24 protein-coding genes and 1 pseudogene are annotated in these 24,859 nt (G+C 65.8%); 11 read left to right on the forward strand and 14 right to left on the reverse strand.

All coding sequences use genetic code 11. From position 1 onward, the window contains the following. The 4 genes and pseudogenes from ABLE91_RS12730 to ABLE91_RS12745 form a co-directional block, all read right to left on the reverse strand. A pseudogene (locus ABLE91_RS12730) lies at nucleotides 1–102 on the reverse strand (IS5/IS1182 family transposase); the annotation flags it as partial. A gap of 124 nt (nucleotides 103–226) precedes the next feature. Continuing rightward, complete coding sequence (locus ABLE91_RS12735) at nucleotides 227–3,349, reverse strand: PAS domain-containing protein (RefSeq protein ID WP_348931212.1); 3,123 nt, start codon at nucleotides 3,347–3,349, stop codon at nucleotides 227–229. A gap of 43 nt (nucleotides 3,350–3,392) precedes the next feature. After that, nucleotides 3,393–4,499 (reverse strand): FUSC family protein, encoded by a 1,107-nt coding sequence (locus ABLE91_RS12740; protein WP_348931213.1) that lies wholly within the window; start codon nucleotides 4,497–4,499, stop codon nucleotides 3,393–3,395. A 7-nt stretch (nucleotides 4,500–4,506) separates the two neighbouring features. Next, nucleotides 4,507–5,520 carry an HlyD family secretion protein gene (locus tag ABLE91_RS12745; protein ID WP_348931214.1) on the reverse strand — a complete coding sequence of 338 codons (1,014 nt, stop codon included), beginning with the start codon at nucleotides 5,518–5,520 and terminating at the stop codon, nucleotides 4,507–4,509. 355 nt (nucleotides 5,521–5,875) lie between these two features. Between ABLE91_RS12745 and ABLE91_RS12750 the strand changes: the two genes are divergently transcribed. After that, nucleotides 5,876–7,297 carry an APC family permease gene (locus tag ABLE91_RS12750; protein WP_348931215.1) on the forward strand — a complete coding sequence of 474 codons (1,422 nt, stop codon included), beginning with the start codon at nucleotides 5,876–5,878 and terminating at the stop codon, nucleotides 7,295–7,297. Here the strand turns inward: ABLE91_RS12750 and ABLE91_RS12755 are convergent. Then, complete coding sequence (locus ABLE91_RS12755; RefSeq protein ID WP_348931216.1) at nucleotides 7,294–8,097, reverse strand: dienelactone hydrolase family protein; 804 nt, start codon at nucleotides 8,095–8,097, stop codon at nucleotides 7,294–7,296. The genes ABLE91_RS12750 and ABLE91_RS12755 overlap by 4 nt on opposite strands. An 84-nt stretch (nucleotides 8,098–8,181) precedes the next feature. Continuing rightward, on the reverse strand, nucleotides 8,182–8,535 hold the full coding sequence (locus ABLE91_RS12760; RefSeq protein ID WP_348931217.1) for a DUF1428 domain-containing protein: 354 nt from the start codon (nucleotides 8,533–8,535) through the stop codon (nucleotides 8,182–8,184). 181 nt (nucleotides 8,536–8,716) lie between these two features. On the opposite strand from ABLE91_RS12760, the gene ABLE91_RS12765 reads away from it, so the two are divergent. After that, nucleotides 8,717–9,070, forward strand: a complete 354-nt coding sequence (locus tag ABLE91_RS12765; RefSeq protein WP_348931218.1) for a TFIIB-type zinc ribbon-containing protein — start codon at nucleotides 8,717–8,719, stop codon at nucleotides 9,068–9,070. Between the two features lie 38 nt (nucleotides 9,071–9,108). On the opposite strand, the gene ABLE91_RS12770 is transcribed toward ABLE91_RS12765, so the two are convergent. Then, nucleotides 9,109–9,684: a hypothetical protein gene (locus ABLE91_RS12770; RefSeq protein ID WP_348931219.1), complete on the reverse strand. Its 576-nt coding sequence runs from the start codon at nucleotides 9,682–9,684 to the stop codon at nucleotides 9,109–9,111. A gap of 12 nt (nucleotides 9,685–9,696) precedes the next feature. Then, the gene (locus tag ABLE91_RS12775) at nucleotides 9,697–10,689 is read right to left on the reverse strand and encodes a tripartite tricarboxylate transporter substrate binding protein (protein ID WP_348931220.1); all 993 of its coding nucleotides are present in this window, start codon (nucleotides 10,687–10,689) and stop codon (nucleotides 9,697–9,699) included. Nucleotides 10,690–10,944: 255 nt separating this feature from the next. On the opposite strand from ABLE91_RS12775, the gene ABLE91_RS12780 reads away from it, so the two are divergent. After that, entirely contained in the window at nucleotides 10,945–11,424 is a 480-nt protein-coding gene (locus tag ABLE91_RS12780; protein ID WP_348931221.1) for a VOC family protein, read from the forward strand. Nucleotides 11,425–11,513: 89 nt separating this feature from the next. Next, nucleotides 11,514–12,071 carry a flavin reductase family protein gene (locus ABLE91_RS12785; RefSeq protein WP_348931222.1) on the forward strand — a complete coding sequence of 186 codons (558 nt, stop codon included), beginning with the start codon at nucleotides 11,514–11,516 and terminating at the stop codon, nucleotides 12,069–12,071. 9 nt (nucleotides 12,072–12,080) lie between these two features. Here the strand turns inward: ABLE91_RS12785 and ABLE91_RS12790 are convergent, their stop codons facing one another. Beyond that, nucleotides 12,081–13,262 (reverse strand): MFS transporter, encoded by a 1,182-nt coding sequence (locus ABLE91_RS12790; RefSeq protein WP_348931223.1) that lies wholly within the window; start codon nucleotides 13,260–13,262, stop codon nucleotides 12,081–12,083. A 171-nt stretch (nucleotides 13,263–13,433) separates the two neighbouring features. Here ABLE91_RS12790 and ABLE91_RS12795 point away from each other — a divergent pair, with 171 nt between their 5' ends. After that, entirely contained in the window at nucleotides 13,434–13,991 is a 558-nt protein-coding gene (locus ABLE91_RS12795; protein WP_348931224.1) for a TetR/AcrR family transcriptional regulator, read from the forward strand. Between the two features lie 58 nt (nucleotides 13,992–14,049). Here the strand turns inward: ABLE91_RS12795 and scpB are convergent, their stop codons facing one another. The 3 genes from scpB to phaC all read right to left on the reverse strand — a co-directional run bounded on the left by scpB (nucleotide 14,050) and on the right by phaC (nucleotide 17,962). Continuing rightward, nucleotides 14,050–14,841 (reverse strand): methylmalonyl-CoA decarboxylase, encoded by a 792-nt coding sequence (scpB, locus tag ABLE91_RS12800; protein ID WP_348931225.1) that lies wholly within the window; start codon nucleotides 14,839–14,841, stop codon nucleotides 14,050–14,052. Beyond that, nucleotides 14,838–16,013, reverse strand: a complete 1,176-nt coding sequence (locus ABLE91_RS12805) for a CaiB/BaiF CoA transferase family protein (RefSeq protein ID WP_348931226.1) — start codon at nucleotides 16,011–16,013, stop codon at nucleotides 14,838–14,840. The genes scpB and ABLE91_RS12805 overlap by 4 nt, the downstream gene beginning before the upstream one ends. 143 nt (nucleotides 16,014–16,156) lie before the next feature. Beyond that, nucleotides 16,157–17,962: a class I poly(R)-hydroxyalkanoic acid synthase gene (gene phaC / locus ABLE91_RS12810; protein WP_348931227.1), complete on the reverse strand. Its 1,806-nt coding sequence runs from the start codon at nucleotides 17,960–17,962 to the stop codon at nucleotides 16,157–16,159. A 145-nt stretch (nucleotides 17,963–18,107) separates the two neighbouring features. Between phaC and ABLE91_RS12815 the strand changes: the two genes are divergently transcribed. The 5 genes from ABLE91_RS12815 (at nucleotide 18,108) to ABLE91_RS12835 (ending at nucleotide 22,129) form a co-directional block, all read left to right on the forward strand. After that, nucleotides 18,108–18,416, forward strand: a complete 309-nt coding sequence (locus tag ABLE91_RS12815) for a hypothetical protein (RefSeq protein WP_348931228.1) — start codon at nucleotides 18,108–18,110, stop codon at nucleotides 18,414–18,416. A gap of 79 nt (nucleotides 18,417–18,495) precedes the next feature. Then, on the forward strand, nucleotides 18,496–19,515 hold the full coding sequence (waaF, locus tag ABLE91_RS12820; RefSeq protein ID WP_348931229.1) for a lipopolysaccharide heptosyltransferase II: 1,020 nt from the start codon (nucleotides 18,496–18,498) through the stop codon (nucleotides 19,513–19,515). Between the two features lie 76 nt (nucleotides 19,516–19,591). Beyond that, entirely contained in the window at nucleotides 19,592–19,987 is a 396-nt protein-coding gene (locus ABLE91_RS12825; protein ID WP_348931230.1) for a c-type cytochrome, read from the forward strand. Continuing rightward, nucleotides 19,984–20,727 (forward strand): 16S rRNA (uracil(1498)-N(3))-methyltransferase, encoded by a 744-nt coding sequence (locus tag ABLE91_RS12830; RefSeq protein ID WP_348931231.1) that lies wholly within the window; start codon nucleotides 19,984–19,986, stop codon nucleotides 20,725–20,727. Before ABLE91_RS12825 ends, ABLE91_RS12830 begins: the two co-directional genes overlap by 4 nt. 280 nt (nucleotides 20,728–21,007) lie before the next feature. Next, nucleotides 21,008–22,129 carry a carboxylate-amine ligase gene (locus ABLE91_RS12835; protein ID WP_348931232.1) on the forward strand — a complete coding sequence of 374 codons (1,122 nt, stop codon included), beginning with the start codon at nucleotides 21,008–21,010 and terminating at the stop codon, nucleotides 22,127–22,129. Nucleotides 22,130–22,370: 241 nt separating this feature from the next. Here the strand turns inward: ABLE91_RS12835 and hspQ are convergent, their stop codons facing one another. Together hspQ and ABLE91_RS12845 are read right to left on the reverse strand one after the other, a co-directional pair. Continuing rightward, nucleotides 22,371–22,700 (reverse strand): heat shock protein HspQ, encoded by a 330-nt coding sequence (hspQ, locus tag ABLE91_RS12840; protein WP_348931233.1) that lies wholly within the window; start codon nucleotides 22,698–22,700, stop codon nucleotides 22,371–22,373. 169 nt (nucleotides 22,701–22,869) lie between these two features. Further along, nucleotides 22,870–23,910 (reverse strand): HpcH/HpaI aldolase/citrate lyase family protein, encoded by a 1,041-nt coding sequence (locus ABLE91_RS12845; RefSeq protein ID WP_348931234.1) that lies wholly within the window; start codon nucleotides 23,908–23,910, stop codon nucleotides 22,870–22,872. 135 nt (nucleotides 23,911–24,045) lie between these two features. On the opposite strand from ABLE91_RS12845, the gene ABLE91_RS12850 reads away from it, so the two are divergent. Beyond that, nucleotides 24,046–24,840, forward strand: a complete 795-nt coding sequence (locus tag ABLE91_RS12850; protein WP_348931235.1) for a gamma-glutamylcyclotransferase family protein — start codon at nucleotides 24,046–24,048, stop codon at nucleotides 24,838–24,840. Nucleotides 24,841–24,859: the final 19 nt, after the last annotated feature.

The following is a 24,859-nucleotide window of genomic DNA, read 5'->3' on the forward strand; positions in this document are numbered from 1 at the left end:
CCTGCGGTCGTCCACACGTCGCGCCCCGCAGCGGCCCTTCGGCAGCAACGGTTCGATCCGAGCCCACTCCGCATCGCTCAACCACGTCAGAGCCTTCGCCATTCAAGCCTCCGCTCTCAAGCAGAAGGCTTTGAATCAGTAACACAACCAAACCGCAACTCGATTGAGTTCAGACCCTAACCCTCTCCCGCAAGCAGGAGGGGCGATTGCCAGCTCGAAAGGACCCTCACGCCTCGCCCATCATGTCCCGCACCCGCCGCGCCAGGGTCTCCATGGCGAAGGGCTTGGTGATCATGGCCATGCCCGGCTCCAGGAAGCCGTTGGCGATGGTGGCGTTCTCGGCATAGCCGGTCATGAACAGCACCTTCAGGTCCGGCCGCTCCTGGCGCGCGGCGTCTGCGATCTGGTGGCCATTCAGGCCGGGCAGGCCGATGTCCGTCACCAGAAGGTCGAGCTGGCGCGTGGTCTGCAGCGCCTCCAGCGCTGAAGAGCCGTCGGCGGCCTCCAGGGTGCGGTAGCCGAGATCGTGCAGGACCTCGATGATGAGCCCGCGCACGACACTCTCATCCTCCACCACCAGCACGGTCTGCCCGTCGCCGATTGTGTCCTCGTCCGAATCCGGCGGGGCTATCGCGTCGTCCTCCGCCGCACCCCGGTGGCGCGGAAGATAGAGCTTCACCGTCGTGCCCTTGCCGACCTCGCTGTAGATCTTCGCGAAGCCTTCCGACTGGCGCGTGAAGCCGTAGATCATGGAGAGGCCGAGCCCGGTGCCCTGGCCGATGGGCTTGGTGGTGAAGAACGGATCGAAGGCCCGCTCCAGCACCTCCGGCGTCATGCCGACGCCGGTATCGGTGACGCAGATGCAGACATACTGCCCCGCCACCATGTTTCGCTCCTTGGCGATCTGTGCATCCAAATGGGTGTTGCACGTCTCGATGGTCAGCTGGCCGCCGTCCGGCATGGCATCGCGGGCATTGATGGCAAGGTTCAGCACCGCGTTTTCGAGCTGGTTTGGGTCGCACAAGGTGGTCCACAGGCCGGCGGCAAGCACCAGTTCCAGCCGGATGTGCTCGCCGATGGTCCGCCGCAGCAGGTCTTCCATGGAGGCCATCAGCGGGTTGCCGTTCACAGGCCGCGGGTCCAGCGGCTGGCGGCGCGCGAAGGCGAGCAGGCGGTGGGTCAGGGAGGCGGCGCGCTGTGCCGAGGTCATGGCCCCGGCGGTCCAGCGCTCCAGGTCCGCCGTGCGGCCTTGCTGGATGCGCTGCTGCATGATGTTGAGCGAGCCGATGATGCCCTGGAGCAGGTTGTTGAAATCGTGGGCGATGCCGCCCGTGAGCTGGCCGACCGCTTCCATCTTGTGTGCCTGGCGCAGCGCGTCCTCGGCCTTGGAGCGCTCGGCCACCTCTTCCGCCACGCGCTGTTCCAGCGTCGCGTTGAGCGCCTGGAGCGCCTCTTCCGCACGGCGGCGCTCGGCCAGCTCCCGCTCGGCCGCCTGGAACAGGCGGGCATTGTCGATGGCGGTGGCCGCCTGGCCGGCGATGCCGGTCAGCAGCGTTTCATGCTCCGCCTTGAAGCGGCCGGGCTCCGGGTGGCCGAAGAGCAGGCCGCCAAGGACCTCGCCCGCCCGGGACGTGACCGGGATGGCGAGATAGCTGCGCACCGGAAGGTGGCCCTCGGGCATCCCGTAATAAGGCGCGCTCTTGCCGTAGCGCGGGTCCGCCAGGATATCGTCCGAGCGTACCGGCCCCTCGCCACGGAAGGTGGGCTGGAACACCTGCGTGGCACGAGGCATGGGGAACGTCTTGAACGCCTCTTGGGGCGCCCCGGATAAGGCATAAAGAGCGTAGCTTTCGCCTTTTACATCCTCCAGGTTGTAAAAGAACGCGCCGAAGGCGGCCCCCGTCAGGTCGACGGAGGCATCCACCACGGTCTGGACGATGCGCTCCAGGTTCAATTCCGCGGCGATGGCGGCGCCGGTCCGGTTCAGCAGCTCCAGGTGCTGCGTCTCGGTGCGCAGCGCCTCTTCCGCCTCGCGCATGTCGGTGATGTCCACATTCACGCCGATCATGCCCAAGAAGGCGCCGTCCTGGCCGAAGCGGGGGCGGGAGTCGGTGTGGATGAGGCGGTAGACGCCGTCGCGGCGCCGGTATCGCGCCTCCACGGAGAAGCCGATGCGCGCAGCCATGGCCTTGCTGTAGGGCGCGTGCAGCTTCGGCAGGTCGTCCGGATGCAGCGTCTGGTTCCAGTCGAACGTCGCGATGTCGTCTTCCGATATGCCCCAAAAATCCCGGAGCGCCCGGTTGAGATACACGCAACCGCCATGGACATCCCCCATCCAGAGCATGACCGGCGCGCTTTCCGCCACAAGGCGGAAGCGGGCCTCGGTCTCGCGCAGCGCATCCGCCCCCGCCTTCAGGTCGGAGACGTCGTGTCCCTGAACGAAGATGCCTGTGGTGGCGCCCTGCGCATTGCGGATGGGCTGGTAGACGAAGTCGACAAAGTGCGGCGTGGCCGGCTTGTCCGGCTCTGTCCCGAGGTCCACCCGCACCTGGCGGCCCACGAAAGGCTGTCCGCTTTCATACACCTTGTCGAGCAGGTTAATGAAGCCCTGCTCCACGAGCTCGGGCAGGACGTCCTGCACGCTGCGGCCCAGGATCTTGCGATCGCCGATGAGCGCGCGGCAGGCGGCGTTCGCCATCTCATAGACGTGGGAGGGGCCGGAGAGGACCGCCATGAAGCCGGGCGCCTGCTCGAACAGGTCGGCGAGCCTCACGCGCTCTTGCTCGAGGACCAGATTGACGTGCTGCACGGCCTCCGCGCGGCGCAGCACGCCGTCCTCGGCGACCGTGGCGCTGCCGGCCTGCTGCCGCAGGCGGTGAAGCTCGGTGACGTCCACCGTATGCTGGAGGATGAATGCGAGCTTGCCGTCCTCACCGAACAGTGGCGTGTGCGTGGCGCTCCAATAACGCTCCTCGAACCCGCGCCCGCCGTTGATAGGGATGGCATAGAGAATGAGCGGAAGGTGATCCTGGACGCGCTCGCGCACCACCCGTTCCAGCGATTGGCGCAGTGTGCGATGACCCGCTGAATCCGGGTCGCTGGGAAACGCCTCGAACATGTTGCGGCCGAGGATGTCCGTGCGCTCCCGGCCGGTAACGCGCAAATAAGCGTCGTTCATGGCCACAAGGCCGAACGAGGGGTCGAGCAGGACATATGGGTTCGGCGAAGCGGCGAACAGCGCTTCGAAATCTATGCGCCCCAGTGTCTGTGCTGGCCGAGCCAGTCCCTGCCGGAAATCCTGCGGATGTCTCGGGTGCCGGGGGATGTCCTCCCCGGCACCGTGCGTCATCTAATGCTGAATTGCATCGGCAGCCAAGCACTTGCCGGCGGGGTTAGGCATCGCGCGCCGGCGGGGCGCTCTGCGTGCGGCCCAGGATGTAGGGCATGGCGCGGGCAACGAGAGGCATGACCAGGGCCTGCGCCACCAGCACCACGACGATGCCGCCGAAGATGCCGACGAGGCGGTTGATGGCGGGCATGATATCGGGAGAGGGGGCAAAGCCCTGCACCATGGCCATGATCATGGCGATGCCCGCCTGGTAGCCCACATAATTGGCATCGCCTTTCCCGTGCTTGATGTGCGCCACCACGTATAGGCCGATGAACATGAAGGTGAGCCACAGCACGATGTCGTCGTCGACGATGCGCATGCACAGCAACCCGAAACCGCCGCCCAGCACGCAGCCGGCGAGGCGGTTGACCGCCGTCCAGGCCGGCTCGCGGCGCATGCCGATCATGATGACGAAGGCGGTGATCGGCGTCTGGCTGAGGCCGGGAAGCTGCAAGCCCTCCCAGATGATCGGGATCGCGGCGGCGGCGATCCCGCCCGTGATGGCGATGACCAGCAGCCCCTCATCGAGCGGCCGGGTGAAGATGCCGGGCTTGGGCGGAGGAGGAACGCGCGGCCCGGTGGGGCCGAACACGTAATCCATGAAGCAGGCGACCACCACGCCCACCATGATTTCCAGGGAGCGGTAGACGGCGACATCGAGGGCGCTGTCCGGGTTGGACATGCTGCCGAACATCACGAGGATCACCGTCACCGCGCCGAGGAGGACGGCGTAGCCGTGGCGGCTGCGCTCCTGGCCATAGATGCCGAAGATGATGGAGCACGTACAGATGAGCATGAAGATCAGGTGCTGCGCGACGAAGTGCGAACCGAAATAGCCCACTGCCGCTCCCACAATGGTGCCGAGGCAGCGGTCTATGGAGCGGGAAACGGAGGCGGCAATGTCCTGCTGGATGATGCCGAATGCGGTGATGCCGGCCCAGACGGGATTCTCCAGATGCAGCCACAAGGCGGCAAGCACCGCGAGCACGGCTGCCAGCGACGTGCGGCAGGCGAGGCTGGCAACGGGCCCGGAGAAGGAAATGGTCCCCAACTCCCGCCGCAGCCCGGTGGAAAGGCGGTGATGCAGAGGCCCCCTGGACGTGCCCATGCCGGCCTCAGGGGAACAGCAGGACGCGGGCGTCGGCACCCATGAAGAGAGGCACGTCGGCGGGCTTGGGGTCCAGCACCAGCGTCACGGGCAGGCGCCGCAGCAGGCGGATCCAGTCCGTGGTGGGCGCCACATAGGGCAGCATGCGGCCGGTTTCCTGGTCGCGGGAGATGCCGCGCGCCACGCCGACCACGCGGGCAGGCATGAGCCGCCAGGGGGAGCTGTCGAGCCAGACCCATGCCCGCATGCCGGGCTTGAGGCGCGAGGCCACATATTCCTTGAAGTTCGCGGTGATGCGCCACTGCGTTTCGTCGACGATGCCCACCACCGGCTTGCCGGCGCTGGCATAGGCGCCAGGGCGCAGGATGAGGTTGGTGACATAGCCGGGCACCGGGGCGGCAAGCCGCGTGCGCGAGAGATTATACTGGGCGAGCGCGAGCTCTGCCTTGGTGATCTCCACTTGTGCTTCAGCAGCGGCCACTTCGCCGGCATTCACCTTCGCATCCGACTGCTTCTGCGCGAGCGTGTCGAGGGTGGTCTGGCGCTGGTCCGTGGCACGGTCCAGCACCTCCTGGGAGACCGCCTGCTCGCTTACGAGAGCGTGGAAGCGGTCATACTCCCGCTGAGCCAAGGTCACCGCCGCCTTCGCGGAATCGATGTCCGCGGCAATCACCTGGGCGCCGTCCTGCTTCACCTTCGCTGCTGCCAGGGCGTTTTCCACCTGTTTCTGTTTCAGGTCCACTTCAAGCTGGAACGGCTTGGGGTCGATCGCGGCGAGGGGGGTGCCGACGGACACTGTCTGGTTGTCCACCACATCCACTTGCGCGATCACACCGGACACTTCAGGCGCCACCTCCACGAAGTCCGAGCGCACATAGGCATCTTCTGTGTAGGCGACGAACAATTCCGGCACGAGATAGAAGAAGGCGATCACCCCAAGGACGCCGGCGACGATCCAGATGGTGCGCGCGCTCTTGCGTTCGGCAGGCGCAGCAGGGGATTCGGCGGGGCTCGATGACACGTCGTTAAGCTCTCATGTGGTGCATGGGATTCCACCTTTTATAGGATGAGCATGCGGGCTCGGATATCGGTGAAATTGCCGGTGGAAAATACGACCCGCGCTTTGCGACAGGCGGATGGAACCACAGCCTGCGGCGGCATCTCCGTCTGTGGATAACTCAGCCGGGTGATGCACGCCCTCCTGGTGCCCGCCGGCGGCGGACTGCCCAGGTTTCCGGCTGGCGCTCGTTCTGCGCCGCCAAGCTTTGATGCGCCGCAACACATTCCTCTACGGAACTGTCACGCTTCTCCACTGTTAAGCCTGAATACCGCAGTGGCATCTTTGTGCCGCTCGGTTCGACCAGGAGGAGCAGGGCATGAGCGACATAACAGCCAATCAGGCGCTCGCGCAGAAGGAGCCGGCCCAGCCGAGCCTCCACAGGGTCATGGGACCCTGGCTGCTGCTCCTCTTCATTGTCGGCGACATCCTCGGCACCGGCATCTACGCGCTGACCGGGCAGGTGGCGAAGCAGGTGGGCGGCGCGGTTTGGCTGCCCTTCCTCGTCGCCTTCGTGGTGGCGGTGATCACCGCCTTCTCCTACCTGGAGCTGGTGACGAAATACCCCAAGGCGGCCGGCGCGGCGCTCTATACGCACAAGGCGTTCGGCATCCATTTCGTCACCTTCATCGTCGCCTTCGCGGTGATGTGCTCCGGCATCACGTCCGCCTCCACCGCCTCGCGGGCTTTTGCGGCGAACCTCTCGAATGCCTTCGATCTCGGCCTCGCCGGCACCTTCGGCATCACGGCCGTCGGCTTGCTCTTCATGGCCGCGGTGGCGGCGATCAATTTCCGCGGCGTCGGCGAGAGCGTGAAGGCCAATGTGGTGCTCACCCTGGTGGAGCTCACCGGCCTTCTCATCATCATCTTCATCGGCCTCTGGGCGATCGGCGCCGGGCAGGGCGATGTCTCGCGGGTGCTGGAATTCCCCTCCGGCGAAGCGGGGCTGGTCTGGCCGGTGATCGCCGCCACCACGCTCGCCTTCTTCGCCATGGTGGGGTTCGAGGACAGCGTGAACATGGCGGAGGAATGCAAGGATCCCACCCGCCATTTCCCGAAAGTGCTGCTGGCAGGCCTGTTCATCACCGGCGCCATCTATGTGCTGGTCTCCATCTCCGCCGTCACGCTGGTGCCGCCGGCGGAGTTGGGGGAGGGCGAGACGCCGCTCCTGAAGGTGGTGCAGGCCGGCGCGCCGGGGTTTCCCATCTGGATCTTCGGCTTCATCACCATGTTCGCGGTGGCCAATTCCGCCCTCATCAACATGCTGATGGCGAGCCGGCTGGTCTATGGCATGAGCCGGGAGCACGTGCTGCCGCCGCTGCTGGGCAAGGTGCATGCGTCGCGCCGCACGCCTTATGTGGCCATCGGCTTCACCACACTCCTGGCCTTCGCGCTCATCACCTTCGTCGGCGAGGTGCCGGCCCTGGGCGGCACCACGGCGCTGCTGCTGCTCTGCGTGTTCACGGTGGTGAACATCGCGGTGCTGGTGCTGCGGAAGGACGAGGTGGACCACAAGCATTTCCGCACACCCACGCTGCTGCCCGTGCTCGGCGCGCTGTTCTGCGCCTTCCTGGCCGGGCCGTGGACCGGGCGTGATCCCGTCCAGTATCGCGTGGCGGGCGTCCTCCTCGCCATTGGCCTGGTGCTCTGGATCATCACCGCCCTGGTCAACCGCGCCGCCGGCGTGCGGCCGGAAGAGCCGACCATGGCGAACATTGGCGGGTCGGGGCCGGAGAACTAGCTCGCCGTCAGCGTGCGCTGGAAGAAGCTGACCACGCGCGCGATGGCGTCCATACCCGCGGTGTTCTTGGCGGAGCGGTCGAAGCCGTGGCCTTCGCCCGGATAGGTGACGAGTTCGGCGGGAGCGCCCACCTTGCGCGCGAGCTGAACGAGGGCTTCGCCTTCCGACACCGGAATCCTGCGATCGGCCTCCCCGTGAAGGACGATGAGGGGCGGGAGGCGGGTGACCTCCGGCACGAAAGCCGGGGGCATGCCGCCATACATGACGGCCAGCGCCGCGATCTGCGGGTCCCGCGCCGCCGTGGCGGCGGCCACATAGCCGCCCAGGGAAAAGCCGAGGAGGCCGATGCGGCCCGAGCTCTCGGGCCGGCGCGCGATGGCAGCGGCCACCGCCGCCTCCTGCTCGGCCCAATGGGCGAAGCGCTGCGCGCGATAGGCGAGACGGGCCGCGTGCTTGGTCGTGTGCTCATCCAGCGCGGCCATGTCGGCGGGGTCGTAATAGCGCACGAGATAGGCGTCGATGCCGGCGGCGGCCAGCGCCTGCGCGTGCCGCTCATAGGCTTTCGGGCTCAGCTCCACGCCGAGGCTGCCGTGAAGCAGCAGCACGGCCGGGCGCTTGTCCGATCCCGCTGCCGCAAACCGCGTCACCGCGACCTGGTCGCCGGCCGCCGCGATGGTCAGGGCCTCTGGCGAGGCATCGGCCATCGCGCGCGGCGCCGCAAGCAGGGCAAAGCCGGCCAGCACGGCCCGCCGCGTCAGCGGCCGGCTCGCCGGTGCCTTGCTTCCCTCGTTCCGGACCATGACAGGCTCCCCTCGCCAGTTGAACCCGGACAGGGTTCGACGTGCAATGGCCAAGCCTTCACGATCCGGAGCGGGAGGGGTGCCCTACATCTCGATGACGGTCTTGAACCCGCCATAGATCATGCGCTTGCCGTCGAAGGGCATGTTCTCCATTTCGCACTTGAGGCGCGGGTCCGCCATCACCTTCTTGTTGATCTCGTCGCGCACCTCGCGGGAGGGATAGGTGATCCAGGAGAACACCACGATCTCATCCTCCGTGGCCTTCACGGCCAGGGGGAAGGAGGTGAGCTTTCCGTCCGGGACATCGTCCGCGAAGCACTCCACGTAAGAGAGCGCGCCATATTCCTTCCACACCTCGCCGGCGGTGGTCGCCACCGCCTTGTAGGCGTCGAGATTGGCCTTCGGCACGGCAAGCACGAAACCATCCACGTAGGGCATGAGAGCCTCCTCTTGAGTTGCACCCCTCAAGGACGGGCCGGACGGCGCCAATCCGACAGGCCGGCGCGATTTCTTTCCCGGTGCGACACTTCCCGCGCCTTGAAAGGGTGGCGACATGCCCTTACGTCACTTCAGCAGCCGGCGCCAGGGGGCGACGGCCGCCCTTGAGGAGGCCAAGCCCATGACCAATCCCGCCGTCGGCATGCCGTGTCCCGTCTGCAAGCTGCCTCTGGTGATGAGCGAGCGGCAGGGGGTCGAGATCGACTATTGCCCGCAATGCCGGGGGGTGTGGCTGGACCGGGGCGAGCTGGACAAGATCATCGAGCGCAGCGGCCGCGAAGCGGCATCGCAGCCTCAGGCGCAGCCCCAACCGGCTCCGGCCTATCAGCCCCAGCCGGCGCCGGCTTACCAGCCGCAAGGATACGCGCAGCAGGGATACGGGCAGCAGGGCTATGGCCAGCCTTATGGCGGCGACCACGGCAAGCAAGGCTACCCAAAGCGGAAAAAGTCCTTCTTGGAGGATCTGTTCGACTGAGGAGCGCCAACGGCTGGAGCCGATAAGGGCTGGTCGCCCTAATCTGCCTGTGTGGCTTCGGAAAACATGAAATAGGTGCGGTTGCGCTGGTAGCGGCGCAACCGCAGGATCCAAGGCGTTTCGTTGGCGGCCATCCAGTCGGGGCGGCGATACACGTCGAGGCTTTCCACGTGGTAGAGCGCCACGTAGCGCGGTGCGCCCCTCAGTGCGCGAAATCGCCGGGCCTGGATCACGCCGGGCACGCGTCGGAAGATCGGGAAGTGCTCGGTATTGTACCACTCGTTGAATTCGTCCTCCTGGGCTGGATCGACGTCCATGGACACCAGGATCACACCACCTGCCGCGTTCGTTGCTTGTTCGCCGCTCGGCTCGATCTGCTCCAGAAGCCAATCATGAAGCGGTGGGGAATGGGTCTGCGCGCCCGCCTCCAGGGCCCCACAGGACAGATCGGCGAGGAAGAGGTAGCGCGGCGGCGTGGATTCCACCCTACGTGTTTCGCGGTTCGTGACGCCGCCTTTCCAGACCTGCCGCTGGAGCACCCCCGCCGGCGCCGGTCGCTGAAGGGATGGCGGCTCTGCGAGGATTTGGAGGGCACACTTCAAGGGGGTGGTCATGCCTTGGCCTCTCTACTTGGCCCAGAGCGCGGCGACGGACTTGGTCTCGTCCGAGACGAAGTCGCGCATGCCTGACGCGTTCATGAAAAAGGGCACCAGCGCCACCCGTGCAAGCTGCTGGATGAAAGCGGGGTCCCCGGTCAGCTCCTTCAGCGCCGCATCCCAACGTTGCGCCACCTCCGGCGGCAGTCCGGGCGGACCGGAGACGCCGGTCCAATAGAGCACGTTCATGTGGGGAAAGCCGGCCTCCACCGTGGTCGGCACATCGGGGATTTCAGGATAGCGCTCGGACGCCGCCACGGCCAGCACCTGCAGATGCTTGGCGGAAAGCGGCGCGGCGATGGAGGACCAGGTGGCGACACCCACGGAGACATGACCACCAGCGGTCAGCGTCACCGCTTCCGAGCCGCCCTTGAGCTGCACTGGCCTGGTCTTTGTGACGTCGATCGCCAATGCCTTGAAGAACTGGCGGAACGTGAGGTCCTGCGCGCCGGCGCCGCCGAGCGAGGTCCAGCTCGGTTTGGTGGGGTCCGCCTTGAAGGCCGCGGCTGCGTCGGCCAGCGTCTTGAAGGGAGAGTCGTAGGGCACGATGATCATCATCGGCGTCTGGGCAAACATGCCGATGAAGCTGCGATCCATGACCTTGAAGGGGAGCTGCTTCACGACGATTTCAAGCATCGAGCTTTGGGGCGGGTTGTCCATGAGCAGGGTGTGGCCGTCCGGCTGTGCGGTCATCACCTCGTTGACGGCGGGCACCGTATTGCCGCCCGGCCGGTTGATAACGCGCACGGGCACTTTCCACCGCGCCTCCAGAGCGGGAGCCAGGATGCGGGCTGCGACGTCCGTCGTGCCGCCGGCTGCGAACGGCACGATCAGCTCAATGGCCTTGGACGGGTATGTGGCGCTCTGCGCCTGCACGAGGGATGGCACAAGCAGGGTAGCGGCCAGAACGAGGCTGCCGAGGGCAGTCCTGCGATTCAAGTGCGAAGAGGGGATGTGTGGCACGGGCGTCTCCTCAGGAGTCCGCCATGCGTTCAGGGTGCTGGCGGTTGTGGAGAAAACCGCAAGAACTATGCCGATGCGATCATGCGGGGCGATTTGCTTCCGTAAGACAGTCATGCTGTCGGCGAGGCACACATTTGTCTCACGCACGGACATGTATTCCGCGACGTAATATCTGAAAATCGGAAAAGGCGAGGGGAGACCTGTCGGTATCGCGCCGCTTCATCCGTCCTCTGGAAGCACGCACAGGAGGACCTCATGAACATCAAGCAGAAGATCACCCCTTTCCTCTGTTTCGACAGCACTGCCGAGGAGGCGGTGAATTTCTATGTCTCCGTGTTCCCGAACTCGCGCATCCTCGATGTCGCCCGCTACGGCAAGGCGGGACCGGGACCTGAGGGCTCGGTCATGTGCATCGCCTTCGAGCTGGCAGGGCAGGCGTTTGCGGCCATCAATGCCGGCCCGCTCTTCAAGTTCACCGGCGCCATCTCCCTGTATGTGGACTGCGAGAACCAGCAGGAGATCGACCGTCTCTGGGAGACGCTGGGCCATGGCGGCGAGGGGCATGATTGCGGCTGGCTGACGGACCGCTACGGCGTCACCTGGCAGATCAATTCCTGGGAACTGCCCGAGATGATGCTCGATGCCGATCCCGCCCGCGTGGAGCGGGCCATGCGGGCCATGATGCAGATGAAGAAGATCAATCTCGCGAAAATGCGGAAGGCGTATGCGGGATAAGGGCATACGTTACGGTTGGGCTTGACCCGGCCGGAAACCCGGGTGTCGCCTGGGGCATTGTCCACCGGAGCGCTGCCTGGGAGACCGCCATGGAAAAGATCGAACCGTCCAAGGCCTACCGGCTGCTGGAGCCCGGCCCCATCCTTCTGGTGACGACCGCTTTGAAGGGGAAGGCCAACGTCATGACCATGGGCTTCCACATGATGATCCAGCACGATCCGCCGCTGATCGGCTGTGTCATCGGCCCATGGGACCACAGCTACACGGCGCTGCGGGAGACCGGGGAATGTGTGCTCGCCATCCCCACTGTAGACCTTGCCAAGACCGTGGTGGACATCGGCAATTGCTCGGGGGCGGACACGGACAAGTTCGCGGCGTTCAAGCTGGAGACCAAGAAGGCTGCGAAGGTGTCGGCGCCGCTGCTTCCGGCGTGCCTCGCCAATATCGAGTGCCGGGTGGCCGACGACACTTTGGTCAAGAAATACAATCTGTTCGTGCTGGAGGCGGTCGCGATCTGGATGGACCGCGACCGCAAGGAGCGGCGCATGCTGCACCACCAGGGCGACGGCACCTTCACCACCGATGGGCGGACCATCGACCTGAAGGCGCGCATGGTGCGCTGGCGGGAATTCCAGGTGGCGCTCTAGCCACGCGCCTCAGGCGGTGCGGGACAGCCGGGTGGCGACGAATGAGATCAGCGACAGCAGGATCACCACGCTGCCATAGATGTGGGCGGTGTGCGCCAATCCGAACGTGGGCGCGAGGATGCCGGCCGCCACCGCCGGCAGGCTGAAGGAGAGGAAGCTCACCACATAATAGGTGGCGAGGAGCCCGGCGCGCTCATCCGGCCCCGCGAGCGGCAGGAGCGCGCGCAGGATGCCGGAGAAGGACGAGCCGAAGCCGATGCCGGCCACCACCGTGCCGCCCAGCATCAGCTCCACCCGCTGAAGCTCCACGCCCGCAAGGGTGATCATGACCCCGAGCGCAAGGCCCCACACGCCGAGGGACAGGAGCCGGGCAGGGGGCTGATTGCGCAGGGAGATCACCGTGCTCACGGCCGTGATCATCAGCGCCGCCACCACCGCCGCGCCTACCAGGGGAGACGTGAAGCCAGTGGCGACGCGCACCACCGAGGGCATGAGGGACAGGTAGAAGCCGCCGAGCGCCCAACCCGCCACATTGAGCGGCAGGATGCGCAGGAAGGTCGCCCGGGCCTGCTGGGGTACGCGCACATCGGGCTTCAGGGAGGCGAGCGCGCCGGGCCGGTTCATGCCGGTCTCCGGCATGGCCGCGAGAACCACGATCCCGATCACGCAGACCGCCATCAGCAGGCCGTAGACGAGCTGGGTCGGCGCCGGGGCGAAGGTGATGAGCACGCCCGCGCCGAGCGAGCCGACGGTGTGGCCCATGAAGGCCGTGATGCTGTTGAGAAGGGGCCCGCGGGTCCGGTTCGTGTCGAGAATGGCGGCGCCGAGGGTCGTGGTCGCGATGCCGGTGGCAAAGCCCTGCACCGCGCGCGCCGCAATCAGCATGGTGGCCGAGCCGGCGATGATGAAGAGCACCATCGCCCCCACATTGAGGATGAGCGCGGCGAGGATCACCGGCCGGCGGCCGATATAGTCGGATAGCGAGCCGACGGTAAGAAGCGCCACCAGGAGGCTCATAGAATAGGTGGCGAAGACGATGGTGATGAGGAGCGGCGAGAGGCCGATCTGCTCCTGATACAGATGATAGAGCGGCGTCGGCGCGCTGCTGCTGGCTGAGATGGTCACGGCCGCGAGAACGGCGAACACCGTCATGGCGCCGGGACTGAATGTTGCGCGTTGGCGGACGGTCATGGTGGGAGCGCTGCTGCTCTGCATGGGACTAGCCCTTCTCTTAAAGCTAATTTATAGCTTTAAGCCTGTGTAAGGCTGTGCCATTCTTAATGCAACTTTTTTGCGTTAAGGGGTATATGCCGCCGTGGAATGGCCGCTATGCGCCATGCGCGGGGGCCGGGAGTAAGTTCGATGAGTACCAAGGAAAGGATGCGGTTCGGCGGGCGCAGTGCCCGCATCCAGGCCGCCGTCCACCAGGCGGTGAACGACCTGTCCACGGAGATGGACCGGGCGGAGATCACGGTGCCAATGATCGCGGCGCGCGCGGGCGTGACGCCTTCGACCGTCTATCGGCGCTGGGGCGACCTGTCCGAGCTGATGGCGGACGTCGCCGTGCAGCGACTGCGCCCCATCGCGGATCCCGCGGACACCGGCGGCATGTGGTCGGACCTGGAAGCCTGGGCCGAGCAATATATGGAAGAAATGTCCTCGCCGGTGGGGCAGGCCTTGCTACGGGATGTCCTCGGCACACTTGGGGAATCAGATCGTCCCGAACAGTGCTGCCAGTTCACCAATGAGCAGCTGGGGACCATCGCCGCCCGTGCCGCGGCGCGGGGCGAGACGCCGTTCCGGGTGGACGAGGTGGTTGACCATCTGGTGGCCCCCCTCGTCTTCCATATCATCTTCAATGACCGGGAGGTCGGCCCCGATTATTGCCGCGCTTTGATCGCACGGCTGAAGGCGCGGTAGGTCCCACACGGCCGTCACGCCCGGGACAAGCCCTGGCCTGATGAATGGGAGAGCCTCTTCAGCTGCCGGTGAACACGGCTTTGCGCTTTTCCAGGAAGGCGTTGATGCCCTCCTGGAAATCGGCGCTGTCATAGACCTTCCGCCGCATATCCTGGATACGCTCGAACACCTGGGCGGCGATGGGCTGGTAGTCGGTGAGCACCCGCAGCTGCTCCTTGATCACCGCCACCGCCAAAGGCGCCTTTGCGGCCATTCCCTCTGCCAGAGAAAGGGTGAAGCCTTCGAGCTCGGCCGAGGGCACGAGGTGGTTGACGATATGCCAGCGCGCCGCGTCCTCGGCCTTCAGCGGGGTCGCGGTGAAGAACATTTCCTTGATGAGGTTCATGGGCAGCCGGCCGATGAAGTGCAGCAGTCCCGTGGTGTTGTAGGGCAAGCCGAGATTGACCGGCGTGATGGCGAAGCTCGCCGTCTCGTCCGCCACGATCATGTCGCAGGACAGGACCAGGTCGAACGCGCCGCCCCACACCGTGCCGTGCACCATGGCGATGACCGGCGTCGGGAATTCGCGGATCGCCCGCAAGGCCCGTTCGAGGGGATCGGCATAGCCGAGTGGATCCTCATGGCCGTGGGGCAGTTCCTTGATGTCGTGGCCCGCCGACCAGACTGTGGCATCCGCCGGGGCGCGCAGGATCACCACGCGCACGTCCTGCGCCTTCAGGCTCTTCAGGGCGGCGATGAGCGCGTCCAGCAGCGCCCGGGTCAGCGCGTTGCGCTTGGCGGCATTGTTCAGGGTGAGGGTGGCGATGCGGTCCTTGACCTCAACCGACACCATTTGGGCCGCGTCGCTCACGATGCGCTTCCCACGAACTCGGCGAGGATCGCGGCGCGGTTGGCGTCGAGCTCGGGTGGCGGGGAGTAGGTCTTCGGCTCCGGCGCGCCGACCACCTTGATGGGGTTGCCCGCCACCTTGATCTCGCCCGCGACGGGATCGTCCACGGTGACGATCATGTTGCGGGCCGCCACCTGGGGCTCGGCCATCATGTGGGGAATGTCGTTGATGGGCGCGCAGGGCACGCCCTTTGCGTTCAGTGCCTCCAGCCAAGCGGCAACGGGCTTGGTGCCGAGGGTCTTCTCCATCTCGGCCTGAAGCGCGTCTCCATTGCCGTGGCGCAAGTCGTTGGACTTGAAGCGTTCGTCGGTGAGCAGATCGGGCCGCTCCAGCGCCTGCGCCATCAGGCTGAAGAGGTGATCATTGCCGGCTGCGATGATGACGTTGCCGTCCTGCGCGGCATAGGCCTGGAAGGGGCAGATGGAGGGGTGGCGGGTGCCCTTGGGGCCGGGCACCTCGCCGGTCTTGGCATAGGCCGTGACCGCGTCCTCCATGATCGCCACCTGGCAGTCCAGCATGGCGATGTCGATCTTGCAGGCGATGCCGGATACAGCCCGCTTGTAGAGGGCGGCAGAGAGGCCGTTGGACAGATAAATGCCGGCGGTGATGTCGCCGATGGAGATGCCGACGCGCGCCGGCGGCTGGCCGGGATAGCCGGTGAGGCTCATCACACCGCCCATGCCCTGCACCACCATGTCATAGGCCGCGCGCCGGGAGATTGGGCCGCTGTCGCCGAAGCCGGAGGCGGCGCCGTAGATGAGGCGGGGGAATTTCTCGTGCAGGGTGTCCCAGCCGTAGCCGAGCTTCTCCATGGTGCCCGGCCGGTAGTTCTCCACGAGGACGTCCGCCTTCTCGAGCAGCTTCTCGAAGATCACCCGGTCGTCCGGATTCTTCAGGTTGAGCGCGATGCTCTCCTTGTTGCAATTGATGGCGGAGAAATAGAGCGACTTCCCATTGTAAAAGGGGCCGAAGGCGCGGGAATCATCGCCTGTTTCGGGAATTTCCACCTTGATGACGCGCGCGCCCATATTGGCCAGCGTCATGGTGCAAAACGGCCCCGCGAGCACGCGGGAGAGATCGATAATCGTCACGCCCGCCAGCAGTCCGCCGGCAGCTCCAGCCTCAACGCTCATATCCAAGCCCCTACGACCCCAGCGGTCGCGGGATTAGCGGCTTAAATATACAGCGCTGTCAATATATTGCACCGGCTGTGGCGTAGATCTTTCTGCCACTGAAAGTGAAATCATGTGCTGGTCGTGACGCCTTATTGTAAAGCTCAAGATTTTTCGCGCACATACCGCCCCGGGGCATCCTCGATGGCATTGAACACACCGCCGCCGATCTGGCGGGCCGGGACCTCTTCCGGGTGCATGGCGCTGAACCAGGACATCCAGTCCGGCCACCAGGAGCCGGCATGCTCCTGCGCGCCCTTCAGCCAGTCCTCATAGGCGCCGCCCACCGGGCCGCCGGTCCAGTGCTGGTACTTCTTCTTGGCCGGCGGGTTCACCACGCCGGCAATGTGGCCCGAGCCCGCCAGCACGTAGCGCACCGGCCCGCCCAGCAATCCCGCGCCGATAAAGGCGGAATTGGCCGGGGCGATATGGTCCTCGCGGGTGGCGAGGTCATAGACCGGAATGGTCACCTTCTTCATGTCGATGCGCACGCCGCCGATCTCCGCCAGGCCCTTGGCGATGTTGTTCTCGAGATAGCAGTTGCGCAGATAGTAGGAATGGTTCGCCGCCGGCATGCGGGTGGAATCGGCGTTCCAGAACAGCAGGTCGAAGGGGAAGGGCGCTTTGCCCTTCATGTAATTGTTCACCACATAGGGCCAGATCAGATCATTGGAGCGCAGCATGTTGAAGGCGCTCGCCATCTTGCGGCCTTCGAGATACCCCAGCTCCTTCATCTTGCGTTCGAGGACGGTGAGCTGCTCCTCGTCCACGAACACCTTCAGGTCGCCCGCATGGGTGAAGTCGATCTGGGTGGTGAGGAAGGTGGCGCTGGCCGCCCGTGTGTCGCCGGTGGCGGCCATATAGGCCAACGTCACCGCCAGCAGCGTGCCGCCGACGCAATAGCCGACCGTATGGGCCTGGGGCTCGCCGGTCACCTTCAGGACCGTGTCCAGCGCGGCCAGGATGCCGTCGCGCATGTAATCGTCGAACCCCTTGGCCGCGAGGCGGGCGTCCGGGTTCACCCAGGAGACCACGAACACGGTCAGCCCCTGGTCCACTAGCCATTTGATGTAGGATTTCTCGGGCGTCAGATCGAGGATGTAGAACTTGTTGATCCACGGCGGGATCAGCAGCACCGGCACCTTCTTCACGCTCGGCGTCGACGGCTCATACTGGATGAGCTGCATGAGCTCGGTCTCGAAGATCACCTTGCCGGGCGTCATGGCAAGGTTCCGCCCCAGCTCGAAGGCCGACATGTCGGTTTGGCGGATGCGCAGGTCGCCCTTACCCTCGATCAGGTCCTCCGTGAGGTTCTTCATGCCCCGCACGAGGTTCTCGCCGGAAGAGTTGAACGTCTCCCGCAGGAGCTCGGGATTGGTGAGGATGAAGTTGGAGGGCGAGATGGCGTTGGTGAGCTGGCGCACCAGGAATTCGGCCTTGTGCTTCACGTGCGGGTCGAGCCCGTCCGCTTCCTTCACCATGGCCTCGGCCCAGATCGACGTGACGAGATAGGTCTGCTTCAGGGCGTCGAAGAAGGGGTTGGTGCTCCACTCCTCATCCTTGAAGCGGGCATCCTTGGGGTCCGGGGTGACTGTGGAAGCGGCCTCCTCGCCGGACATGCGCTTCAGCGCGGCGGTCCACACGCCGAGATAGCCGGACATGAGGCGCGATTGCGCCTCCACCGCGCGCTGCGGGTCGATCAGCCAGTAATTCGCCACATTGCCGATGGTCTTCACCGCATCGGCGACATCGTCCGCGAGGTCGTCCTTCTTTCCCTCTTCGCGCGGGCGGATATAGGCCGCGAGCGCCTTGCCGCCTTCCTCCACCAACTGGGCAAGGTTGTTGGCGAAGGCGTCCATGTCGAGCTTCGGAGGACGTGGGTCCGTCGTGACTTCCTTCTGCGCCGACATTTGCATCCCTCGGCAGGCGCCGCCCATATGACGAACGCTGGCCCCTGTATCGCGTTTCCTGCTTCGGGCATATTAACGGGGCTGATGGCAGCGGGCGAGGGGCGTCTCCCGCGGCAAAGCGTAAAACGCGACGGATGGAGCGGCGATGGTACGGGTTCCAAACGGCATGGGCGGAGGCGGTGTGGCGCGGGTGCGCCTTGCTTTGCTGCTCGCTGCCGCCCTTGCGCTGTCCGGCTGTGCGGGCGAAGGCGTCTTCTCCATGTTCGGGCCGAAGGAGCCGGAGGTGCCACAGGTCCCGGCCGGGCAGTTTCCGTCCGTCGGCGCCCCCGTGCCCCAGGTGGAGCGGCCGCCGGTGCTCGACGCCCAGGGGCAGGCCAAGATGGAGAGCGAACTCGAGGCTCTCGGCAAGCAGACCCAGCAAAAAGGTGAGGACGCCGCCAAGGACGTGCCCTGAAGTCAGCTCATTCCCTTGACGCAACGTGTTCCGGAAGGCCATGTGGTAATCTGGAACAGAGCGGCGCGGGGACAGGGCGTTGGTTCGAGAGCACGGGACGTCCCTTCAAGAGGGTCCCATCCTGATTGCAGGATTCGGCGGCATCGGCGATCACATCCGTTGCTTTGCGCTCGCACGTCATATCGCGATGCGCCACCCCGGTGCCCCCATCGACTTTCTGTGCCGCAGTCCTGTGGATCGGCTGGTGCGCTTCGTGCCCGAACTGCGCACCGCTTTCGTCGACGACACGCCCCACGGCAAGCTGGGCATCTCGCACAAGCTGCGCCTCGCCGCGCGCCTGCGGCGGGAGGGCTATCGCCGCGTCTATGTGGTGAGCCGCACGCTCAAGGCCGCCATCGTTCCGTTCCTCGCCGGTATCCCCGAGCGGGTCGGCTGGTTCGGCGAGGGACGCGCCGTCCTCATCAATGAGGTGCGCTCGGGCGAGGAGGCCATCTACGGCGAAACCGAGAAGGTTTGCGCCCTCGCCTTCAAGAATGGTCTCAGCGGCTGCGGCGCGCTCATGCCGCCGCGCATGCAGGTGGAGCCGGCGGCGCTTGCGGCATGGCAACAAACATATGGCGGCGCGCTCGCCGCACCGGTGCTGGCCATGGCGCCGGGCGCCTACAACAACAAGCGGCTGTGGCCCGTGGACAGCTTCGCCGAGACGGCGCGCCTCTTCGCCAAGCGGGGATGGGAGATATGGGTCCTCGGTGGCCCCCAGGAGCATGAGGCGGCCCGCCGCATCGCGAACGGCGCGCCGATCCGGGACTTCACGGACACCCCCCTGGAAGATGTCCCCTACCAGCTCGCCAGCGCGACGCTGTTCCTCGGCAATGATTCCGGCATGCTGCACATTGCCGGCGCCATCGGGACGCCCAGCGTCGGCCTGTTCGGCCCCACCGTGCTGGAAGTGACCGGGCCGCGCAATCCCGGCGTCGTGGAAGTGCGCCCGCCCAAGGGCAGCATCGATCTTTGCGCCATTCCGGTGGCGCGGGTGGAGAAGGTGCTGCTGGAGCGCTTCGCGCGGCTGGAAAACCGGACCGTCGCCTGCGCGTCCTGACAAGCGGGCGGCCTCAGGCGGGGTGCGCCGACATGTCGATTGTCGTGCTGCCGCTTAAGGTGCATCTATCGCCGCCATGCACCGCCTCCTCCTCTCCGTATCGCTTGCGGTTCTTTTTGCAGCCCCCGCGCTGGCCGAGCCGGACATCGCGAAGGGCGAGCAGTCCTTCCGCAAATGCATGCCGTGCCATGCGGTCGGCCCCGGCGCCAAGCCGAAGGTGGGGCCGCCGCTCAATGGCATTGTCGGCGCCAAATGGGCGCAGTTTCCCGATTTCACCTATTCCGAGGACCTCAAAGCCGGGGGCGCGGCGGGCAAGGTCTGGGACGCGGCGACGCTCGACGCCTATCTTCTCAATCCCAAGGCGGTGGCGCCGGCCGGCCGGATGGCCTTCTTCGGCATCAAGCCGGAGGCGGAGCGGGCCGACCTCATCGCCTATCTCAAGCAATTCGCCCCCTCGGGAGAAAAGCAATGAGCGACGCCCCCTCCCGCGCCCAGCGCCTGTTCGTGGCGCAAGACCTCAGCGAGGGCGCGCAGGTCACGCTCCCCCCTGAACAGGCGCACTATCTCTCCAACGTCATCCGCCTGCCCATCGGCGGCGCGGTGCTGCTCTTCAACGGCCGTGATGGGGAGTGGCTGGCCCATCGCGCGGAGGGGATGAAGCGCGAGGTGCGGGTGATGCTGGAACGCCGCCTGCGGGACCAGACGCCGCCGGGCGCCATCGACTACGCTTTCGCGCCGCTGAAGCATGCGCGGCTCGATTACATGGTGCAGAAGGCGGTGGAGATGGGGGTGGGGCGGCTTTCTCCTGTCATCACCCGCTTTACCCAGGTGAACCGCGTGAATCTCGACCGCATGCAGGCCAATGCGGTCGAGGCGTCCGAGCAATGCGGCATCCTCTCTTTGCCGGCGCTGGACGAGCCTCGCCCGCTGGATCGCTGGGTGGCGGACCTGTCGGCAGAGCGGCTCCTGGTGTTCTGTGACGAGGATGCCCCTGTGGCAGACCCCGTGGCCACCTTGCGCGATGCCCCGGAAGGGCCGGTGAGCCTGCTCATCGGGCCCGAGGGTGGGTTCTCCGCCGAGGAACGCGCCATGCTCCGGGCCCACGGCCGCACCGTAGTGCTTTCGCTCGGGCCACGCATCCTGCGGGCCGATACGGCAGCCGTGGCGGCGCTCGCTCTGGTGCAGGCCGTGCGCGGTGATTCCCGCGCGTGATGGCGTAGCGGCACTCTGGTGCCAGAAATGGCGCAGAACGTCTTAGATGAATAAAAGTTCCATTCTAGGAATCAAAAATATTCCACATTCATCTTCATTTCGCAGAGATCGGAATTAGTACGAAGGCCCCTAGATTTATTGCGGCGCACCACTGTTTAGCATTGTCCTATTCAATTTGATTCGCCCCATTTCTGGCTCATTTTCCTTCACCCTCGGCGAAACTGAAACCGAAGCGCCGCGTTTAAGCGTCGCCTCGGTGGCACAGGTGGAGGGAAGTCCCATGTCCCAGAATTACCGTTTCGGCATCGAGGAGGAGTTCTTCGTCGTCGATGCCGGATCGAAGGCGGTGCAGCGGCGCATGCCCACCGGCTTCTTCGACCACCTCAAGGAAACACTCGGCCAGGCGGTGACCGTCGAGCTGCTTCAGTCGCAGCTCGAGATTGCCACCGACCCTTCGACCCAGGCCGGCAGCGCTTTGCAGGAGCTGCGCGATCTGCGCGGCAGCGCCGCCCGCGTCGCGGCCGAGCACGGCCTTGCCTTCATCGCCGCCGGCACGCACCCCACCGCCACCTGGGACGGGGTGCGCCACACCCAGGCGAACCGCTATGACGGGCTGATGCACGATCTGCAGATGCTGGGCGAGCGCAACATGGTTTGCGGCCTGCACGTGCACGTGGAACTGCCCGATCCGGACCAGCGCGTGAACGTGATGCGGCGCATCCTGCCCTTCATCCCGCATTTCATCGCGCTCGCCACCTCCTCACCCTTCTGGGGCTCGAAGCAGACCGGGCTCATGGGCTACCGGCTCGCCGCCTATGACGAGCTGCCGCGCACCGGCTTGCCCGAGCTGTTCGAGGACAATGCGGCGTATGAGGCCTATGTGGACGCGCTGGTCTCGGCGCGCGCCATCTCGGATTCCAGCTATGTCTGGTGGGCCATCCGCCCCTCAGCCAAGCACCCGACGCTGGAACTCCGGGCGCCGGACAGCTGCACCCGCGTGGAAGACACGGTAGCCATCGCCGCGCTCTACCGCGCGCTGGTGCGTTATCTCGTGCGCAATCCCGAGCACAACGCCCATATCGGCACGGTGGACCGCGCGATCGCCAACGAGAACAAGTGGCGCGCGCAGCGCTACGGCATCCACGGTTCGTTCGTGAACCTTGCCGACAAGCGCGCCGTGCCCGTGCCGGATGCGGTGGAGGAGCTCATCTCCATGGTGGCGGACGATGCGGACGCCCTGGGCTCACTGGATGCGATTATGCACCTGCGCACTATCGCCTCAGCCGGCACCAGCGCGGACGTGCAACTCGCGGTGTTCCAGGAGGCCCAGCACCGCACCGGCAACCGGGGCGAGGCGCTGAATGCGGTGAAGACCTGGCTAGCGCAAGCGACGCTTCAGTGAGGGGCTTTCCCTCGTGGCACATTGTCCTGGCCGACTGAAACGAAGCGCAGCGCAGTGGAAGGAGAGCCGGGACCCAGCGGAAGAGTCCGCCAAAGGCGCTTCAGTAAGCCTTCGCTGCCGCGCAGCGGAGGCGTGAAAGCGCTGGTCGCGGGTTGGCGGCTTCGCCGGAGTCCTGCGCTGGATCCCGGATCTGCACTCCGGCTGCGCCGTCGCTTGTCCGGGACAACAAAAATACTGCGGCTCAGTTCAGCAGGTCGCGGCGCACCTGCCAGCCGCCTTCGCCGTCCTCGGAGAGGGCCTCGGCCACCTTGGGGTGGCGCACCGGCTCGTCGGACGTGTCGCGCTCCAGGTTCTGCTCGGAGACATAGGCCACGTATTCGCTCTCCGAATTCTCGGCGAGCAGATGATAGAAGGGCTGGTCCTTGTGGGGCCGGATTTCCTCGGGGATGGCGAGCCACCACTCCTCGGTATTGTCGAACACCGGGTCCACGTCGAACACCACGCCCCGGAACGGGAAGTGCTTGTGGCGAACCACATCACCGATCCTGAACTTGGCAAGGCGCATCGTCATTCCTGCATCAGCCCAGGGCTGAGGCTCCGGGGAGGGGCGCGTGTCGCGCGTCCACTTCCGGTTGTCAATACGGGCGACTGGGGCCGACACATCCCTGGGCTTCTCGTTCTGCGGCATGTGTCCTTCCCCCGTTTCCCATTTCATGCGCCCGCCCTTGGGTGAGCACAACTTACAATCCGTACACCTTCGCGAGATCGGCATCCTTGGCCGCGACGATGCGGGCGAGGTCCACGATCACCTTGGCCTGCTTCCAGGTGGCGTCATCCTGCATCTTGCCGTCGATCATCACCGCGCCGGCGCCATCAGGCATGGCTTCCAGGATCTTGAGGGCGAAGGCGACCTCACCGGGGTCCGGGCTGAAGACGCGCTTGGCGATCTCGATCTGGGTCGGGTGCAGCGACCATGCGCCCACGCACCCCTGGAGGAAGGCGTTGCGGAACTGGCTCTCGCAGGCGGCAAGGTCCGCGAAATCGCCGAACGGGCCGTAGAAGGGCTTAATGCCGTTGGCGGCGCAGGCATCCACCATTTTGCCGACGGTATAGTGCCAGAGGTCTTGCTGATAGCCGGCGCGGGGCGCATCGCCCTCCGCATCCGCCAGCACCTTGTAGTCGGGATGGCCGCCGCCGACGCGGGTGGTCTTCATGGCGCGCGAGGCGGCGAGGTCCGCAGGCCCGAGGCTCATGCCGTGCATGCGCGGGGAGGCGGCGGCGATCTCCTCCACATTCTTCACGCCCTCGGCGGTCTCAAGGATGGCGTGGATGAGGATGGGCTTGGAAATACCGTGCCGGGCTTCGAGTTGCGCCAGGAGCTGGTCGAGATAAGCGATATCCCAGGGGCCATCCACCTTGGGCAGCATGATCACGTCGAGCTTGTTGCCGATGGCGCCGACGATCTCGATCACGTCGTCCAGCGCCCAGGGGCTGTTGAGCGCGTTGATGCGGGTCCACAGGCCCGTGCTGCCGAAATCGACGCTCTTGCCCAGCTCGATGAAGCCCGCCCGCGCGGCTTCCTTGGCGTCGATGGGGATGGCATCCTCGAGGTTGCCGAGCACCACGTCCACCTGCTTGGCAAGGTCCGGCACCTTGGCGCGGAGCTTCTCCAGATGGGGCGGCACGAAATGGATCATCCGCTCCAGGCGGACCGGCAGCTCGCGATAGGGAGCCGGCGCACCAATGGCGAGCGGCTTGAAAAAATTGCGCGGCAGTTTCATCTGGTTTTCCCCACGACCTTGCGAGCATGAGGCAGGAGAAAGGGTGCGGCAAGCTTGAAGTTGCAATGCAGCATCCATAGTTGTGGGGTGCTTGCGCGCGCCTTCGATGGCCGAGAAAACACCAAAGAGGCTGAGATGGCGCTGTCAAGACGCGGTTTCCTGAAGGGCCTCTCCCTCGCGGCAGTGTCGGCGACGCCGGCTTTTGCGCAGCGCAGCTTCTGGGGCCAGCCGCTGCCCGACGAGCCAGTAGATTTCATTTTCGGCTATGGCAGCCTCATCAACACGCCCTCGCGGGAGGGCACGGGGCGGCCCGGCATCCCCACATTGCCGGCGCGCCTGTCTCCCGATTTCGGGCATGTCCGCTCCTGGTGTGCGCGCTCGCGCAGCGGCTTCACGGCGCTGGGCCTGCGCCCGCGTGCGGCGGGCGAGGAGGGCGGGAGCATCAACGGCGTCGTATTCCCCGTGGATGCCGGCCTGCTGCCGCGCTTCGACCGGCGCGAGGGCAACTATAACCGCGTGCCGGTGTCGGCAGAGCACATCGAGACCGTGTCCTGGCAGCGGCTTCCGGAGCGCGGGACCATCTGGGTCTATGTGCCCAAAAGCCTGTCCGATCCCTCCGCCACGCCTCTCCTTCCGGATGCGGAGCACCCCATCGTCCAGTCCTATGTGGATCTGGTGCTCCAGGGCGCGCTGGAATATGGCGGCACCTTCGCCAGCGAGTTGATCGCGACCACGGCCGACTGGGGCCGCTACTGGCTCAACGACCGGGAATATGCCCGCCGTCCCTGGATGGCCATCAAGGAAGCCGGGCGGATCGACGAGCTTCTCGCCATCACGCCGCCGGCCGCAGCGTCGTTCCCCAACCGGCTTTATTCCGAGGCCTATTCCGCCCGCCACATGCGCCCCGTGCTGGAAGGGGCGCCGCGCTGAGCCGCCCGCGTTTGCCCGC

This window comes from Aquabacter albus (genome assembly GCF_040049275.1).
GTDB lineage: Bacteria > Pseudomonadota > Alphaproteobacteria > Rhizobiales > Xanthobacteraceae > Aquabacter.

What these genes read in the sequence shown, in the direction of transcription:
- ABLE91_RS12830 (WP_348931231.1), top strand. Translation starts at nt 19,984, where the DNA reads ATGAGCGACGCCCCCTCCCGCGCCCAGCGCCTGTTCGTGGCGCAAGAC.
- ABLE91_RS12825 (WP_348931230.1), top strand. Translation starts at nt 19,592, where the DNA reads ATGCACCGCCTCCTCCTCTCCGTATCGCTTGCGGTTCTTTTTGCAGCC.
- ABLE91_RS12760 (WP_348931217.1), bottom strand. Translation starts at nt 8,535, where the DNA reads ATGCCCTACGTGGATGGTTTCGTGCTTGCCGTGCCGAAGGCCAATCTC.
- ABLE91_RS12755 (WP_348931216.1), bottom strand. Translation starts at nt 8,097, where the DNA reads ATGGTCCGGAACGAGGGAAGCAAGGCACCGGCGAGCCGGCCGCTGACG.
- ABLE91_RS12790 (WP_348931223.1), bottom strand. Translation starts at nt 13,262, where the DNA reads ATGACCGTCCGCCAACGCGCAACATTCAGTCCCGGCGCCATGACGGTG.
- ABLE91_RS12795 (WP_348931224.1), top strand. Translation starts at nt 13,434, where the DNA reads ATGAGTACCAAGGAAAGGATGCGGTTCGGCGGGCGCAGTGCCCGCATC.
- phaC (WP_348931227.1), bottom strand. Translation starts at nt 17,962, where the DNA reads ATGTCGGCGCAGAAGGAAGTCACGACGGACCCACGTCCTCCGAAGCTC.
- hspQ (WP_348931233.1), bottom strand. Translation starts at nt 22,700, where the DNA reads ATGACGATGCGCCTTGCCAAGTTCAGGATCGGTGATGTGGTTCGCCAC.
- ABLE91_RS12750 (WP_348931215.1), top strand. Translation starts at nt 5,876, where the DNA reads ATGAGCGACATAACAGCCAATCAGGCGCTCGCGCAGAAGGAGCCGGCC.
- ABLE91_RS12770 (WP_348931219.1), bottom strand. Translation starts at nt 9,684, where the DNA reads ATGACCACCCCCTTGAAGTGTGCCCTCCAAATCCTCGCAGAGCCGCCA.
- ABLE91_RS12815 (WP_348931228.1), top strand. Translation starts at nt 18,108, where the DNA reads ATGGTACGGGTTCCAAACGGCATGGGCGGAGGCGGTGTGGCGCGGGTG.
- ABLE91_RS12765 (WP_348931218.1), top strand. Translation starts at nt 8,717, where the DNA reads ATGACCAATCCCGCCGTCGGCATGCCGTGTCCCGTCTGCAAGCTGCCT.
- ABLE91_RS12835 (WP_348931232.1), top strand. Translation starts at nt 21,008, where the DNA reads ATGTCCCAGAATTACCGTTTCGGCATCGAGGAGGAGTTCTTCGTCGTC.
- ABLE91_RS12845 (WP_348931234.1), bottom strand. Translation starts at nt 23,910, where the DNA reads ATGAAACTGCCGCGCAATTTTTTCAAGCCGCTCGCCATTGGTGCGCCG.
- ABLE91_RS12740 (WP_348931213.1), bottom strand. Translation starts at nt 4,499, where the DNA reads ATGGGCACGTCCAGGGGGCCTCTGCATCACCGCCTTTCCACCGGGCTG.
- ABLE91_RS12785 (WP_348931222.1), top strand. Translation starts at nt 11,514, where the DNA reads ATGGAAAAGATCGAACCGTCCAAGGCCTACCGGCTGCTGGAGCCCGGC.
- ABLE91_RS12780 (WP_348931221.1), top strand. Translation starts at nt 10,945, where the DNA reads ATGAACATCAAGCAGAAGATCACCCCTTTCCTCTGTTTCGACAGCACT.
- ABLE91_RS12805 (WP_348931226.1), bottom strand. Translation starts at nt 16,013, where the DNA reads ATGAGCGTTGAGGCTGGAGCTGCCGGCGGACTGCTGGCGGGCGTGACG.
- ABLE91_RS12735 (WP_348931212.1), bottom strand. Translation starts at nt 3,349, where the DNA reads ATGACGCACGGTGCCGGGGAGGACATCCCCCGGCACCCGAGACATCCG.
- ABLE91_RS12850 (WP_348931235.1), top strand. Translation starts at nt 24,046, where the DNA reads ATGGCGCTGTCAAGACGCGGTTTCCTGAAGGGCCTCTCCCTCGCGGCA.